This window comes from Komagataeibacter sp. SM21 (assembly GCF_041402665.1).
Taxonomy (GTDB): domain Bacteria; phylum Pseudomonadota; class Alphaproteobacteria; order Acetobacterales; family Acetobacteraceae; genus Komagataeibacter; species Komagataeibacter saccharivorans.
Window position 1 is genome coordinate 184,934 of the sequence record NZ_JBGLOV010000003.1, and the last position, 14,693, is coordinate 199,626.

General features: G+C 63.2%; 13 protein-coding genes. 7 read left to right on the plus strand and 6 right to left on the minus strand.

All coding sequences use genetic code 11. The features are described from left to right. Positions 1-76 precede the first annotated feature (76 nt). On the minus strand, positions 77-793 hold the full coding sequence (locus tag ACBR42_RS04815; protein ID WP_371207388.1) for a hypothetical protein: 717 nt from the start codon (positions 791-793) through the stop codon (positions 77-79). A gap of 407 nt (positions 794-1,200) precedes the next feature. Between ACBR42_RS04815 and ACBR42_RS04820 the strand changes: the two genes are divergently transcribed. After that, positions 1,201-2,589, plus strand: a complete 1,389-nt coding sequence (locus ACBR42_RS04820) for a hypothetical protein (RefSeq protein ID WP_371207389.1) — start codon at positions 1,201-1,203, stop codon at positions 2,587-2,589. A gap of 57 nt (positions 2,590-2,646) precedes the next feature. Here the strand turns inward: ACBR42_RS04820 and ACBR42_RS04825 are convergent, their stop codons facing one another. Further along, complete coding sequence (locus ACBR42_RS04825; protein ID WP_174234140.1) at positions 2,647-3,687, minus strand: COX15/CtaA family protein; 1,041 nt, start codon at positions 3,685-3,687, stop codon at positions 2,647-2,649. Between the two features lie 144 nt (positions 3,688-3,831). On the opposite strand from ACBR42_RS04825, the gene ACBR42_RS04830 reads away from it, so the two are divergent. The 4 genes from ACBR42_RS04830 to ACBR42_RS04845 all read left to right on the plus strand — a co-directional run bounded on the left by ACBR42_RS04830 (position 3,832) and on the right by ACBR42_RS04845 (position 8,975). Then, entirely contained in the window at positions 3,832-4,515 is a 684-nt protein-coding gene (locus ACBR42_RS04830; RefSeq protein WP_371207390.1) for a TVP38/TMEM64 family protein, read from the plus strand. A gap of 96 nt (positions 4,516-4,611) precedes the next feature. Next, entirely contained in the window at positions 4,612-5,901 is a 1,290-nt protein-coding gene (locus tag ACBR42_RS04835) for a multidrug effflux MFS transporter (RefSeq protein ID WP_102325030.1), read from the plus strand. A gap of 184 nt (positions 5,902-6,085) precedes the next feature. Then, positions 6,086-6,616: an adenine phosphoribosyltransferase gene (locus ACBR42_RS04840; RefSeq protein WP_118962627.1), complete on the plus strand. Its 531-nt coding sequence runs from the start codon at positions 6,086-6,088 to the stop codon at positions 6,614-6,616. Positions 6,617-6,740: 124 nt separating this feature from the next. Further along, entirely contained in the window at positions 6,741-8,975 is a 2,235-nt protein-coding gene (locus ACBR42_RS04845; protein WP_102325032.1) for an FUSC family protein, read from the plus strand. Between the two features lie 145 nt (positions 8,976-9,120). Here the strand turns inward: ACBR42_RS04845 and accC are convergent, their stop codons facing one another. Genes accC through aroQ form a run of 3 tightly spaced genes read right to left on the minus strand, consistent with a single transcriptional unit; the run spans position 9,121 to position 11,374 of the window. Continuing rightward, positions 9,121-10,467, minus strand: a complete 1,347-nt coding sequence (gene accC / locus ACBR42_RS04850; RefSeq protein WP_102325033.1) for an acetyl-CoA carboxylase biotin carboxylase subunit — start codon at positions 10,465-10,467, stop codon at positions 9,121-9,123. Beyond that, positions 10,467-10,922, minus strand: coding sequence for an acetyl-CoA carboxylase biotin carboxyl carrier protein subunit (locus ACBR42_RS04855; RefSeq protein WP_102325034.1), 456 nt, complete (start codon positions 10,920-10,922; stop codon positions 10,467-10,469). The genes accC and ACBR42_RS04855 overlap by 1 nt, the downstream gene beginning before the upstream one ends. Next, positions 10,919-11,374: a type II 3-dehydroquinate dehydratase gene (gene aroQ / locus ACBR42_RS04860; RefSeq protein ID WP_102325035.1), complete on the minus strand. Its 456-nt coding sequence runs from the start codon at positions 11,372-11,374 to the stop codon at positions 10,919-10,921. The genes ACBR42_RS04855 and aroQ overlap by 4 nt, the downstream gene beginning before the upstream one ends. A 286-nt stretch (positions 11,375-11,660) precedes the next feature. On the opposite strand from aroQ, the gene ACBR42_RS04865 reads away from it, so the two are divergent. Further along, positions 11,661-12,005, plus strand: coding sequence for a septal ring lytic transglycosylase RlpA family protein (locus ACBR42_RS04865; protein WP_367220171.1), 345 nt, complete (start codon positions 11,661-11,663; stop codon positions 12,003-12,005). Positions 12,006-12,222: 217 nt separating this feature from the next. On the opposite strand, the gene ACBR42_RS04870 is transcribed toward ACBR42_RS04865, so the two are convergent. Further along, complete coding sequence (locus ACBR42_RS04870) at positions 12,223-13,164, minus strand: YihY/virulence factor BrkB family protein (protein ID WP_102325282.1); 942 nt, start codon at positions 13,162-13,164, stop codon at positions 12,223-12,225. Between the two features lie 394 nt (positions 13,165-13,558). Between ACBR42_RS04870 and ACBR42_RS04875 the strand changes: the two genes are divergently transcribed. After that, positions 13,559-14,689: a type III PLP-dependent enzyme gene (locus ACBR42_RS04875; RefSeq protein ID WP_102325037.1), complete on the plus strand. Its 1,131-nt coding sequence runs from the start codon at positions 13,559-13,561 to the stop codon at positions 14,687-14,689. Positions 14,690-14,693: the final 4 nt, after the last annotated feature.

Genomic DNA, 14,693 nt, shown 5'->3' on the forward strand with positions numbered 1-14,693 from the left:
GGCCGTAATGCCAGCCCGCTTCCGGTGGGGGGAAACATACATCCCCCCATGCCGGTTGCCCGATCCCGGTCGGCGCTTATGGCCGGTCGCAGCTTTCAGTCAGGTCATTATAGACCTGTCCCGCCGGACAGGAACGGGACGGTTTCGGCTGCGCGGGGGCCTGCGTCGGGACTGGCGCAGGCTGGGGATTGACCAGCGTGGACAGATCCTTGTCATAGATGGTGTCATCTTCCGGCGTGGTATTGCCCGTGCCGCTATAGACTTCCGGTGCGGCCTGATAGCTGGCCCCGGCTGCGGCGGCACCCATCGCACCCCCCATGGCCATGCCGGGCCATCCCCAGCCCCAGCCACCCCACGGGTATCCCCAGCCACCCCAGCCGACATAGGCAGGGTAGTAGCCGCCGCCCCAGCCACCATTCCAGCCCCATCCGCCCCAGCCCCAGTTGCCGCGCCAGCGGCCTGAACGCCCGCCGTCCCATCCGCCACCGCGGCCTGCATTGTTCCAGCCTCCACCATGGCCTCCGCCATAGCCACCGCCGCCCGGACCACCCCGACCGCCACCGCCGCCGCCATGTGGTTCGGCATGGGCGTGCGGAGCCACCGGCCCGCATGCGATCAGTGCCAGCATCATTCCGGTCGCCACATGTTTCAGCTTGTGCATCTTCCATTCCTGCATGTCTGAAGAGGGTTTATCGCAGAAAATAGTCCGTTCGGGAAAGGCGTGGCGCGCATCATGCCGCCCGATGGTGCGATAACGCATGGCCTGCCGGATCGGATGCCCCGGCGCACCCATCGCCACCGGATCGTGCGCGGTATCCCGTTGAGGGGCTGCCTGTGGATCATAGGGGTATTTCTGCCCGGTCCGCACCAATGCGCAAGCGGGAAGTGCGCGAAAGATCCCCGGAAAACGGCCCGTGTAACATTCTGAATTATAAAGCCACATTCCGGTGTTATTCCCCGCCCGTGGGGCACGCTAGGATGCTCCGCCCGGACGGAGGCATTGACCGGGGCCGGATGGGCGTCTGATATGAAATGCAGGACCATCCGCATATCTGATCCGGGGCAGGCAGCCGTGCAGACCCCGAATAATTAAGTATTCGGAACGGAAGAAGCCGCTTTTCATATATGAATACCATACCAAGAGTATCAGGAACGATTGGCAGGTTATGGATCTGTGCCGGGATATTTCTGGCGACCTGTATGCTTGCCCCGCATATTGCAGTTATCGGGTATCATGTCTCCCTGTCCAGTAACGAGGGATGGAATGCCTATCAGGCCCGGCATGCCATGGGGATGGGGGGGGCCAGCCTGTACCCGCCGCCGGGCGGCATGGTGTTCAACAACTATCCGCCCAGTTCCTTTTACGTGGTGGGTGCGCTCGGGTGGCTGCTGGGGGACATGATCCTCGCGGGGCGCATCGTCTCGTTATTCGCCATGCTTTTCTGCGCTTTTGCAACCGGCCGGATCGTCACCATCATGGGGGGCACGCGCGCCGCCGCATGGTTCGCGGGTCTGCTGGTCATATTCTACGCGGCGGTTTTCTATAGCGATTACGTGGTCATGAATGATCCGCAATGGCTGGCGGAAGCCATTATCATGGCCGGTTTCGTGCTGCTGCTGGGGAACCGGGGCAATGCACGCGACGGCATGCCTGCGTGGCGGGCGTTCTGTGCCGGTCTTGTCATGGTGGCGGGACTGACCTTCAAGCACAATATCCTTGCCCTGCCGCTTGCGATCACCCTGTGGCTGCTTGTGACCGACCGGCGTGGCGCGCTGGCATGGATGCTGGGCGGGGTCGTGGGTGTGTCCGTTCTGGGCGGCCTGTTTTATGCCTGTTTCGGCCCGGATTTCATCCATGGCGTTTTTGGGCACAAGCGCATTTTCCAGATACATGGGGCCGTAAAGGGGGTGGGCAACGTGCTGGGGCTGGGGGGCATGATGGTCTCCGCGCTGCTTCTGCCCCGGCTGGGCCTGCGCAACCGGATGGGTCTGCTGCTGGGGACTTACCTGTTCTGGTCCGTCCTGTCGGTGGTGATCCAGCGCACGGGTGCTGGTGTTACACATAATGCGTGTTTTGAAGCCCTGATCGCAGCCGCGCTATGTGCCGGGCTGGCCGTATCGGGGATGGAAAGGGGTATGATCCCGCCCGGCCGGGTGCCTGCGTGGATGGGTGTTGTCATGCTGGCGGGGCTGGACCTGCTGCCCATCGTGGCCTGTACGCCGGTTTACGTGCCCTTTCTGTATCGCAGCACGGCGGAGGTCATGGCCCACGAACCCGCATGGCGCGAAACGATCGGGGCGGTCCGGCATATGGATGGCAATGTCGGGTGCGAGACGCTGGCCATCTGCTACTGGGCGGGCAAGCCCGTGGTCATGGATTTCTTCAATTATTCCCAGCATGTGGCCGTCACGCATGACGCCACGGCCCTGCGCCAGGCTCTGGACAGTCATGGTATCGTGGCCTTTGTCAGCAGTTCACGCTTCCTGCCGCCGCGTTATGTCTGGGAATATTCCAGCCTGTGGGCCATCATCCGCGACCGCTACACACATGTGCAACTGCGGGGCGTGGCCTATATCGTAACCCCCTGAATGGGGGAGGCCATCCGCCCCCGGTGGCCGGTGTGCCGGGAGCGGATGGAACGTGGTTCAGGGGCGTCCGACCCCACGCAGGCGGTGCAGCGTCACAATGGCCGCCGTCAGCACAAGGGCGGCGCAGGTCTGGTGCACGGTGCCTGCCCAGACCGGTACGACCAGCAGCAGCGTGGTGATGCCCAGCGCGTATTGCAGCAGCACCAGCCAGCCCAGAACCATCAGCGCATCATGCACGTCCTTGCCCAGATTGGCCGTGCGCAGTCCCAGCACGATGGTAAGGCCGATCAGCAGCGCCGTGCCGGTCGCCAGCAGGCGGTGGTCGAACTGGACCGCCGGAATGTTCTGGAACCAGTTCAGCCAGAAGGGATGCAGCCGTGCGTAGCCACGGGGGATCAGGTGACCATCCATGAGCGGGAAGGTATTATAGGCAAATCCGGCATGCGTGCCTGCGGTAAAGCCGCCCGCAATGACGGTGATGCCCACCAGACAGCATATGGTCCATACCAGCCGGTGGATGCGCACCACTGCGGTCGTGGCCGGGATGAAGGCGGGGCGCGGCGTGCGTACCGAAAGGGCTGTCCACAGAATGGCGATATACAGCGCAAAGGCGCAGCACAGGTGCAGTACCAGCCGCACCGGGGCAACGGCGGTGCTGTCCGGATTGAACCCCGATGCCACCATGAACCACCCGATGGCCCCCTGAAGCCCGCCCAGCACGAAAAACAGGATCAGCCGCAGCATGAGCCGCCGGTCCAGCGCACCGGTGATGGAAAACCACACCAGCGGCACCAGCAGCACAAGGCCCATGAGCCGCCCCCAGAAACGGTGCGTCCATTCTGCCCAGAAAATCTGCTGGAAACCCGAAAGGCCGAAGCCGTCATGCAGGATCTTGTACTGGGGAATGGTTTTGTACAGTTCGAACTGCCGTTCCCATTCCGCATGGCTTAGCGGCGGGATCATGCCGGTAATGGGCCGCCAGTCCATGATGGACAGGCCCGACCCGGTCAGGCGCGTATAGCCGCCAAGCGCGATCATGCCGATCAGCATGAAGCAGATTGCGAACAGCCACGTGGAAATACGCTTCCTGTTGCGCATTTCCTGCGCGGAAGGCGGCGTGCGGCCCAGCAGGGAGCCATGGGGAGAATATGCGGACATAATCGGATTTAGACCGCCCTTGCAGTCCGCCGCAAGGCGATGCTAGGCGCGGTGTATATAATTACTGCCGGACGGGACGCACGCATGACATTACCGCACGCCGTACCGCCCGCATCATCTCCTGCGGCTTCGCTGCGCATGCTGGTGCGGCCGGTGCTGCTGCTGGCGGTTTTTGCCGTTCTGGCGGTGGCGGTCAGCCGTATGCCGGGACTGCGGCATATGCTTGCGGCGGGACCGGCACTTCATTCCGGGGTGCGGGGTGTCGTGCTGTTCGTTGCGGTGGCCAGCCTGTCCTGCGCGGTCGGGCTGCCGCGGCAGATGGTGTGTTTTGCTGCTGGCGCCGCCTACGGAATCGGCGCGGGCTGCGTGCTTGCGACACTGGCGACCGTTGCCGGCGCCCTGTGCGGTTACGGCTGGGGGCGGTGGGTTGGCGGGGCACGCATGCCCGCGCGACTGGATGCAGTCATGGCGCGGCTGGATGCGTTGGTGGGGCGCGAACCCTTTGCCGCCGTGCTGATGCTGCGCCTCATGCCGGTGGGCTCGGCACTGCTGCTCAGTCTGGCGTCCGGCATGCTGGGCGTGCGGGTCGCGCCCTTCATGTTCGCCACGTTGCTGGGCAGCCTGCCGCAGACGGTCGTATTCGTGCTGGTTGGTGCGGGCACGCGGCTGGATGGGGGGCTGCGCATCGGTATCGCCACCGTCCTGTTCGGCCTGTCCGCGCTGGTGGGACTGTGGCTTATGCGGCGTATGCGAAACCGGGCGGTATAGGAATAACGAATTGCAGAAATGCCGCAATTAGGTGGTGAAAAGCAGGGCCGTGCTGGTCTACTAGTCCCGACAAGTCTTTTAATACTGGAGCGCCTCATGGGCTCATCCGCAATGGCGGGCCGTTCAGCAGAAACCCCCGCGCCGGAAACGGCTGTCCGCCCCATGGGCTGGATCGCCATCCTGCTTGGTTTCCTGACGGCGGTCGGTCCCGTATCGACCGATATATACCTGCCTGCCTTCCCCGAGCTGGAACACACGCTGCACGGACGCGCCGGGTCGGCGCAGATGACGCTGGCCGTGTGGTTCGTCGGGCTGGCGATCGGCCAGATCACCATGGGGCCGCTTTCGGACCGTTTCGGGCGGCGTGTGCCCATGCTGGTGGGCACGTTCGTGTATACGCTGGCATCGGTCGGGTGTGCGGTGGCGCAGGATATCTTCACCTTTTCCGCGTTTCGCCTCATTGCCTCGCTGGGGGCATCGGCCAGTCTCATCATTCCCAGCGCCTGCGTGCGCGACATGTCGCATGGCAATGAATCCGCGCGTCTCATGTCGCGGCTGGTGCTGGTGATGGGGGTCGTGCCCATTCTGGCCCCCACGCTGGGTGGCATGGTGCTGTCGATCGCATCGTGGCGGTCCATCTTCTGGGCTTCGGCCGTGTATGGCCTGATCTGCATCGTGCTGATCTGGCGTGTCCTGCCCGAGACGCTGCGGCCTGCGAACCGCAGCGAGTTTTCGCCCGTAACCCTGTTCAGCCGTTATGTGATGCTGGCGCGCGATCGCGGTTTCATCACGCATGCGATGATCGCGGGGTTCGCCTGTTTCATGTCCTTCACCTACCTGTCCGCCGCCCCTTCGGTGTTCATCAACCAGTTCGGGCTGTCGCCTGCGCATTTTGGCATGATGTTCGGCGTCTTCGCGGTGTGCATGATCGGGGCGTCGCAGCTTAACGGCCTGCTGGTGGGGCGGATCGATGCGGGCCGCATCCTTGGCGTGGCGGTGGGTGTCGCGGTTGCGGGCACCATCGCCATGACGGCGATGGCCATCGTCATCGCCTTCGCCATGCAGCATGGCGGTCATCCCCCCCTGTGGATGCTGGGCTGCCTGATCCTGTCGATGATGGTTTCACTGGGCACCACGGGCATTGTCGGCCCCAACGCCACCGTTGGCGCGCTGGCGGATCATCCGCGCTTCGCGGGCAGCGCCTCGGCCTTCGTGGGCACGCTGCAATATGTGCTGGGTGCCGTGGCGGGTGCGTTCGTGGGCATGCTGCCCGCCAATTCCCCCATACCGATGGCCGGTGTCATGCTGATGGGGGCCGCGATCATGATGGTCATGGTGGTGCTGCGCCCGGCCCGTCCGCCCGCCACGGCGGAGACGGAGGAATAAAATCTCCCGTTATGACAAAACGCACGGGGCGCATATCAAAGCATGTGCAACATGGGCCGATGGGCTTGTCCCCCCGCCGCGTGGCGGCTACAGCGGGGAGCCGTCTGCAAGGGCGACATTTTCGTGAACGGGGCACGCCTGTCCCGGATTTATATGACCACGCAACGGGGACTGCGCACCGATCATGACGACCGCCAAGATCGATCTGAAACAATACATCCGTAACATTCCGGATTTCCCCAAGCCCGGTATCCTGTTTTACGACATTTCCACCCTGATGCGCGACGCCGATGCGTGGCAGATCGCCATGGGCCGTCTGGCCGCCGCCGTCGCACCCTGGGCGCCGGACGTGCTTGCCGCCATCGAATCGCGCGGGTTCCTGACCGCGGCCCCCCTGGCCAGCCGTCTGGGCTGCGGGCTGGTGATGCTGCGCAAGCCGGGCAAGCTGCCGGGTGAGACGGTGTCCTACAGCTACGATCTGGAATACGGGTCCGATTCGCTGCACATCCAGTCCGATGCGATCCAGCCCGGCCAGCGTGTGGTGGTGATGGATGACCTGCTGGCCACGGGTGGCACGCTGGTCGCCTCCATTTCCCTGCTGCGCAAGGTCGGGGCCAATGTGGTGGGGGCTGCGACCATGATCGAACTGACGGGGCTTGGTGGCCGCAACCGTCTGGATATTCCGGTCAAGACCCTCGTCTCCTACGAGGAATAGGAACTGCGTCGGGTGCGCGTGGCATGGCGTACACGCTGCCACCCGGCTGTGGCCCTGTTCGTTCGGGCCGTATGATGTAACAGTATGCGTGGATCGTGTTTGACAGGGGAGGCTGAACGCCAGGATGAAAGGTCTTGAGCTTTCCCTGATCCGCTTCCAGGATCAGGTCCGCGATTTTTTCAGGCGCCTGTGGCCGCCGGGCATGACCCCGCGGCAGGATCATCTGCGCTGGCTGTACGCACCCGGTATCTTCACATTCGGTTATGCGCTGCGCACGACCATCACCTCGCTCATCGCGCTGGGCATTGCCCTGTGGTGGGAACTGGGCAGCCCGCAATGGGCGGCGCTGACGGTATGGATGGTGGCGCAGGGCACGCGCGGCAAGAGCGTGGCCAAGGCGCGATGGCATCTGTTCGGCATGGTGGTGGGCACGATATGCGCCGTCATGCTGGTTGCGGCCTTTCCACAGGCCCCGGTCATGTTCATCCTGATGCTTGCCGCCGGGATCGGACTGTTCTGTTTCATCGGCACGCTGCTGCCCGGTCCCGCCACCATGACCAATTACCGTATCCACGGCATGCGGGCGAGCGGGTTCACCTACGCCATCATCTCGCTTGACGGGATAGCCGACCCCCAGCACATCTTCATGACGGCAATGGCACGCGCGACCTATATCGTGCTGGGCATCGTGCTGGAGACGACCGTGTCCTCCCTGTTCCAGTTCCGGCTGGAGGAGCGCGCGCAGGACCGTCTGGCCCATAATTTCCTGACAGCCATCGACGGTGCGGGCCAGACGCTGGCCGCCCTGCTGTCGGGCGATGCCCAGATCCTGCGCAAGGCGCGCGGCGTCTTTACCAATATCACCACGCTGAGCGACCAGATCGAGTTTGCCGAAGTCGAGATGGGCTCCCATCGCGGGCATGAAGGCGACCATGCGCGTGCGGCCCTTGCGCGGGTGGCGATGCTGCTGTCACGCGGGCTGGATCTTGCTGCCCTCATGAACGGGCCGGGGGGTACGCCGGGGGCCGCTTTCCGGGCGACATCAAGCAAGGTGCAGGCCTTTCTGAAGGACATGGCCCCGCAATTGGACGCCAGCGATGACATATCGCCCGTGCTGGCCCGTCTGGCCGACCTGCAGGCCGCCTGCAGGCAGAGCGTGACCGATTCCCTTGATGAGGAAATGGGTACACCCGGCAGCCTGCCACCCGATCCGCAACTGGTGGAGATGCTGTCGCAGCAGCGCATGCTCAATCATGCGCTGGGCGTCATGCTGGACGAACTGGAACAGGCGCTGCTTCAGTTCGATGCCAGCCGCCATCCGTTGCTGCACGATCATTTCCATTACCGGCTCAAGACCTTCCGGGACTGGCAGCAGGCTTTCACCAACAGCCTGCGGGCCTCCGTCACCGTTTTCGGGTCAGGCGTCATCTGGATCACCACGTCATGGTCGGCGGGGCTGACCTTCATGATGTTCGTCTCGATCGTATGCAGCCTGTTTTCCACGCTGGAAAAGCCAGCGCTGGCCACCCGCGCCTTTCTGGGTGGGGCCATCATTGCCTCCCTCATGGCGGGTGTACTGGTGCTGTGGCGGCTGGCGTCGCCCACTACGTACGAAATCATGGCCGCATGCCTGTTCCTGCCCATGCTGGCAGGCGGGCTGGCCTTTGCCTATCCGGCGCTGGTGCTGGGTGCGGTCTCCTATAACCTGTTCCTGCCGATCCTGCTGGGGCCGGGCAATCAGTCCCGGCTGGATGAAGTGGCGTTTTTCAACACCGCCATGCCGCTGATCCTTGGTCTGTGGTATGCCATGTGGGCCTTCCGGCTGATCCTGCCGTTCGATACCAATGACATGCGCTGGCAGATGCGTACCGGCATCCTGCGTGGCCTGCGCTATGTCGCGCGGGCGCGCGTGCTGCCGACTACCCTGTATGTGGTCGAGCATAATGTGGACCGCTTCGTGCGGCTGCTGACCAATGCGGAGGATACGCCCGATACGATCATCGATGCCTACCTGCAGGGCATCCTGTCCGCCATGACCATCGGGCTGAATGTGATCCGCCTGCGCACCATTCTGGAACGCCACCAGCTACCGCCAGAGGCCCAGCGCGTGGTCAGCGACATGATGGGACGCATGGCGCAGTTCAGTGGACGTTACGGTGGCCATTATGGCCGGACCGCGCGTTCCGCCAAATTCGCCATCGTCCATTTGCAGGAAATGGCGGGGAAGGCGGACAATCTGGGCGTGCGTCTGGAAATCGACCGGGCATTGAGCTGCATGTACGTGATTTCGTATGAACTGGATCACAACCAGAAGTTCTTCGATGCTTCCAGCCCCTATCTTGACCCGGTCATGGCCTGAACGGGCAGGCGCGGAAAATCCGTAACCGGGCGGGTCGGTCGGGTATCCGTCCTGCGTGCCGCGCATGATGTGGCGATACAGAAAAGGGGGCATTTCCGCATTGGACATGCCCCCTTTCCTATGACCTGTGGCCGTGAAAACGTTCCTAGCCCTGCTGCCGGGCCACGAAATTTTCCAGCCAGTGGATGGTGTAGTCACCCTTGCGGAACTGGGGGTCATCCAGAATCCTGCGGTGTAGCGGGATGACGGTCTTGACCCCTTCGATCACGAATTCATCCAGAGCCCGACGCATGCGTTCGATGGCTTCCAGCCGTGTCGGCGCACGCACGATCAGCTTGGCGATCATGCTGTCGTAATAGGGGGGAACGCGATAGCCCGCGTAAAGCGCGCTGTCGATTCGTACACCCAGCCCACCCGGCGGGTGATAGACGGTGATCGTGCCCGGAGTGGGCATGAAGCTCTGCGGATCTTCCGCGTTGATGCGGCATTCGATCGCATGGCCGGAGAAGTGGATGTCCGACTGGCTGTAACCCATGGGTTCGCCCGCCGCGATGCGGATCTGTTCCCGCACCAGATCCACGTCGCACACCATTTCCGTCACCGGATGTTCCACCTGCAGGCGGGTATTCATCTCGATGAAGCAGAACTGTCCATCCTGATACAGGAATTCCAGCGTTCCGGCGTTGCGGTAACCCAGCCTGGTCAGGGCGGATGTCGCGATTTCCCCGATCTCGTCACGCTGCTGCGCGGTCAGGGCGGGAGAACCCGCCTCTTCGAGCAGCTTCTGGTGGCGGCGCTGGAGCGAACAGTCACGCTCGCCAAAATGCACCACGTTGCCATGCGTGTCGGCCATGATCTGGAGTTCGATATGGCGCGGCTTGTCGAGGTATTTTTCGAGATAGACCTCGTCATTGCCGAAGGCTGCGCGGGCTTCGGTGCGCGCAACGCTCCATGCCTCTTCCAGATCGGCTTCGGTAGGGGCGACCTTCATGCCACGTCCACCGCCGCCTGCCGCCGCCTTGATCAGCACGGGATACCCCACGCGGGCGGCGACTTCGCGCGCCTGCTCAAGGTTTTCCAGCGCGCCATCCGATCCGGGGACCAGCGGCACGCCCAGCGCCATCATGGTGGTCTTGGCGGTGATCTTGTCGCCCATCATGCGGATATGCTCGGCCGTCGGGCCGATGAAGGTGATACCGTGGGCTTCCACCGTTTCCGCGAAGTCGGCATTTTCCGACAGGAAGCCGTAACCCGGATGGATGGCGTCCGCGCCGGTAATGGTGGCTGCCGACAGGATGGCCGCGACATTCAGATACGAGTCGCGGCTGGCTGGCGGCCCGATGCACACGGCTTCATCTGCCAGACGGACATGCATGGCGTCCGCATCAGCCGTGGAATGGACGGCTACGGTCGGAATGCCCAGTTCGCGGCAGGCCCGCAGGATGCGCAGGGCGATCTCGCCGCGATTGGCGATCAGGATCTTGGAAAACATTACTCTATGATGACCAGCGCTTCGCCGAACTCGACCGGGTCACCCGACTGGACCAGAATCCGGCTCAGCGTGCCCGCGCGCGGGGCCTTGATCTGATTGAAGGTTTTCATCGCCTCGATCAGCAGCAGCGTCTGGCCCGCGCTGACCTGCTGGCCTTCCGTCACGAACGGCGGGGAGGACGGGTCGGGCGCAAGATAGGCCACGCCCACCATCGGGCTGGTCACGGCGCCGGGATGCTTGGACGGGTCGGTGACGGGCGCTGGCGCCGGGGTCGCAACCGCGACCGGTGCGGCGACAGGGGCCGGGGCGGGCACGGCATGCGCCACCGGGGCGGCTGCGCGGACAACGCGGATGCGGTTGTCCTTTTCCGCGATTTCGATTTCGGTCAGGCCGGTATCGGTCAGAATTTCGGCCAATGCCCGAATGGCATCCGCATCCACGAGCAGTCGGCTCATTGATCGTCCTCGTCCAGAATCATGTCTGTCATGGCCTGAAGCGCAAGCGCATAGCCCCGTACGCCAAGCCCGCAGATAACGCCAATGGCGGCGCGGGAAACGTAGGAGTGATGACGGAAGGCTTCACGGCGGTGAATATTGGAAATGTGCACCTCGATCACCGGCAGATCAACGGCAAGCAGCGCGTCGAGCAGGGCAACGGAAGTGTGGGAGTAGGCAGCCGGGTTGATGATGATGCCGCGCGCGCGGCCCCGGCATTCCTGTATCCAGGATACGAGTTCCCCCTCGCCATTGGTCTGGCGGAAATCAATGGCGACATCCAGGCGTTCGGCAGCCTGGACGCAGACCTGTTCCACGTCATCAAGCGTGGCGTGACCATAGACCTCGGGCTGTCGCAGTCCGAGCATGTTCAGGTTGGGGCCGTTCAGCACGGCAATGAGAGGGCGCTCCATGATGCACGCGCCTAGCACGCCCGCACTCCGGTTCCAAGTCCGTTCGTGCCTGCGCGCCCGCAGGGGGGAGGCGAAGATGGTAGGATATCGGTGCTCACTGTGCTATACGGCACGAATGACAGGGTATCCCGATCACCGACGTGGTGATGAGGAGGCGAGTCACGGCGCGGCGCGGTTTGTGTGTTCGGTTGTGGTTACATGTCTTCTGTTCGTTGCGTCGGGCACCGAGCATGCTGCCTGTGCAACGACGCATGAACATGCGCGGGGCGTGGTCCGGTCGCCTGTGATGACATCCGTTCCCGAAAACTGGCACCAGCATGGCATGGCAAGCTGGTATGGTACGGGTGGAAAAATGTCCCGTGCCACGGCATCGGGTGAAACATTCGATCCTGATGCGCTGACGGCGGCGCACCCCCTGCTGCCACTCGGCACCCGCCTGCGCGTGCGTTCCATGCGGACGGGGCGTTCGGTGGTGGTCCGGGTGAATGATCGCGGGCCGTTTCATGGCCACCGCATCATTGATCTTTCACCGGAGGCTGCGCGCCAGCTTGGCATGCTGGGCGCTGGCACATCGCCCGTCGCCATAGAACCCGCACGACCTGAGGATGAAGTCGCCAGCGCACCGCGCTGAAGCGTCCATGATGTGCTGGTAGCGGGATTTTTCACGTTTCGTGACCGGCTGCCGGTTTTCAGGGCTGTCCTGTTCCGCTCCGTACATCACCGATTTCAGGTGGCCGGTGGGTAAGCTGGCTGCAAAGAGCCGTGGATGGACTGCGCAGGCAGATATTCCGGCCCTGCCCGGACCGGACCGGCCTGCCGCCAGCGGGTGCCGTGAAGCTACCCGGCTGTTACAGGCGCTGGTGCTTCGTCCAGCCTTCCATCGTCTTTTCAGGTGAGCAGCGCAGCTTCAGTTCGATTTCCAGCCCCGCGTTCAGTTCCGCGCCCAGCAGCACGACATAGGCCGATACGTAAAACCACATCATGATGGCGATGAACGCCCCCAGCGGCCCATAGGTCACGCTGTAGCCCGCGATGTGGCTGACGTAATAGGAAAAACCCACCGATGACAGCAGCCACAGCACCGTCGCCCCGACCGAACCGGGCAGGATGCAGCGCCAGTAGGTATGGGGCCGGTTGGGTCCGAATCGGTACAGGACCGAACACAGCGACAGCACGAACAGCAGCATGAGGATGGGGCCACCCATCCGCACCAGCAGTTCCACCGAACCCGGCGGGGCCGCCAGATTCAGCCGCTGCGGTAGGTAATCCAGAAGGAACGGCAGCGCCACCATCAGCGCCAGTGTCAGGATGCCGCCACAGATGGAGCAGAACGTCAGCGCCATGCCCATGGCCTGGAACCGCAGGAAGCTGCGGGTTTCCGGGGTGTTGTAGGCAACATTCATCGCCATGATGAGCGAGCGCGTGGCAGCCGATGCCGACCATGTGGCGATGGTGGTCGATACGATCAGGTTGAGCGTGAGCGAGGAATGCGATTCGGCCACCAGAAGGTGGATGCGCGCGCCGATCATGTCATAGGCGGAAGGCGGCAGCAGGTTGCGCAGCACCACAAGCTGCGGTTCCACCGTCTGCGGATCGAACAGCAGTCCGTACAGCGAGATCAGCGTACTCATGGCAGGAAACAGCGAAAGCGTGGCGTAGAAGGCGCACCCCGCCGCTGCCAGCGTGATCTGGTCGGATATGATGTTGCGCAGCACCTGCCGCAGCACCTTCCTGACCTGCTGCATGGAGAAATTGGGCAGCGATGGGGCGGGCGGGGGCATGTCCGTCATATCAATCTGGGTAGAGGAGGAACCAATCAATGCGGGCTTCGTGTCCTGTATGCTGGTAATTGACCCGTCAGGCCGTGCAGGCGATCGGGTGGGTGGCGGCTGTGGAGATTGTGCCACGATCCCCCGACCCTAAATGAAAAACCTTCCATAGGAATAATTTTTCTATTGCGTCACGCGCGTATTGTCCGCATATGCGCTCCCTACGCAACAACGCACGTGCCACTGGCCCTCTGAGGTTACGCAACGACGTCAAGCGTTCTGGCAATCGGGCTGCCACGCAGGTGGGGGTCCTTATTGGTCGCTGGTCCGTTAGACCGTTTCGCAACATCTGTCCGTTTGTGCAATTCCAGAATTGTATTCATCCGGGCGGCAGAACAGAAGGGATTTGGGTGCGATGACTCCCAAAATCGCTCGTTATCTGGCTGAGCAGGCTCCTGCAACGCCATGCCTTGTCGTTGACGTTGACCGGGTGGAAGAACGCTATCGCGCGCTGCGCGAAGCGCTGCCGCTGGCCCGGATCTACTACGCCGTCAAGGCCAATCCCGCCAACGCCATCCTGCGCCGTCTCGTGGGGCTGGGGTCGGCATTCGACGCCGCCTCGTGGGAAGAGATTTCCATGTGCCTCGAAGCCGGTGCCCGCGCGGCCGACATCTCGTTCGGCAACACGGTCAAGAAGGCCAGCAACATCGCCCGCGCCTATCAGGCGGGGGTGGACATGTTCGCCTTTGACTGCGCGGAAGAACTGGACAAGCTGGCCCGCCACGCGCCGGGGTCCCGCGTCTACTGCCGCCTGATCGTGGAAAACGAGGGTGCGGACTGGCCGCTGTCACGCAAGTTCGGCACCACGCTGGACAATGCGCGCGACCTCATGTTGCGTGCCCGTGACCTTGGTCTGGACCCGTATGGCCTGTCCTTCCATGTCGGTAGCCAGCAGACGGAAACCGGTGCCTATGAAGCGGCGATCGCCCGTGTGGGCATGCTGTTTACCGACCTGAAGGCAGCCGGGCTGGACCTGCGCATGGTCAATCTGGGCGGTGGATTCCCCATCCGCTACCGTGATGACGTGCCGGGCATCGACCGTTTCGCGCTGGCGATCAGCCACGCCATGACCGAGCATTTCGGCAATGACCTGCCGGAAATGATCGTGGAGCCGGGCCGTTTCATGGTGGGTGACGCGGGCGTCGTTTCCTCGGAAGTGGTGCTGGTCAGCCGTCGTGGCATGAATGACGGCGTGCGCTGGGTCTATCTCGATATCGGTCGTTTCGGCGGCCTGGCCGAGACCGAGGGCGAAGCCATCCGCTACGGTATCCGCACGTCGCATGACGGTATGGAAACCGGTCCCGTCGCCATTGCAGGCCCGACCTGTGACGGTGCGGACATCATGTATGAAAAGACCCCCTACGCCCTGCCGCTGGCGCTGGAGTCGGGGGACCGGATCGAACTGCTGTCCACCGGGGCGTATGTCTCCACCTACTGCTCGACCGGTTTCAATGGCCTGAAGCCGATTCAGGAACACTATATCTGACAGG

Excerpts from the sequence above, each read along its gene's own strand:
- ACBR42_RS04840 (WP_118962627.1), top strand. The coding sequence starts at position 6,086 with ATGACGACCGCCAAGATCGATCTGAAACAATACATCCGTAACATTCCG.
- ACBR42_RS04875 (WP_102325037.1), top strand. The coding sequence starts at position 13,559 with ATGACTCCCAAAATCGCTCGTTATCTGGCTGAGCAGGCTCCTGCAACG.
- ACBR42_RS04815 (WP_371207388.1), bottom strand. The coding sequence starts at position 793 with ATGGGTGCGCCGGGGCATCCGATCCGGCAGGCCATGCGTTATCGCACC.
- ACBR42_RS04830 (WP_371207390.1), top strand. The coding sequence starts at position 3,832 with ATGACATTACCGCACGCCGTACCGCCCGCATCATCTCCTGCGGCTTCG.
- aroQ (WP_102325035.1), bottom strand. The coding sequence starts at position 11,374 with ATGGAGCGCCCTCTCATTGCCGTGCTGAACGGCCCCAACCTGAACATG.
- ACBR42_RS04820 (WP_371207389.1), top strand. The coding sequence starts at position 1,201 with ATGCTTGCCCCGCATATTGCAGTTATCGGGTATCATGTCTCCCTGTCC.
- ACBR42_RS04835 (WP_102325030.1), top strand. The coding sequence starts at position 4,612 with ATGGGCTCATCCGCAATGGCGGGCCGTTCAGCAGAAACCCCCGCGCCG.
- ACBR42_RS04855 (WP_102325034.1), bottom strand. The coding sequence starts at position 10,922 with ATGAGCCGACTGCTCGTGGATGCGGATGCCATTCGGGCATTGGCCGAA.
- ACBR42_RS04825 (WP_174234140.1), bottom strand. The coding sequence starts at position 3,687 with ATGCGCAACAGGAAGCGTATTTCCACGTGGCTGTTCGCAATCTGCTTC.
- accC (WP_102325033.1), bottom strand. The coding sequence starts at position 10,467 with ATGTTTTCCAAGATCCTGATCGCCAATCGCGGCGAGATCGCCCTGCGC.
- ACBR42_RS04865 (WP_367220171.1), top strand. The coding sequence starts at position 11,661 with ATGACATCCGTTCCCGAAAACTGGCACCAGCATGGCATGGCAAGCTGG.
- ACBR42_RS04870 (WP_102325282.1), bottom strand. The coding sequence starts at position 13,164 with ATGACGGACATGCCCCCGCCCGCCCCATCGCTGCCCAATTTCTCCATG.
- ACBR42_RS04845 (WP_102325032.1), top strand. The coding sequence starts at position 6,741 with ATGAAAGGTCTTGAGCTTTCCCTGATCCGCTTCCAGGATCAGGTCCGC.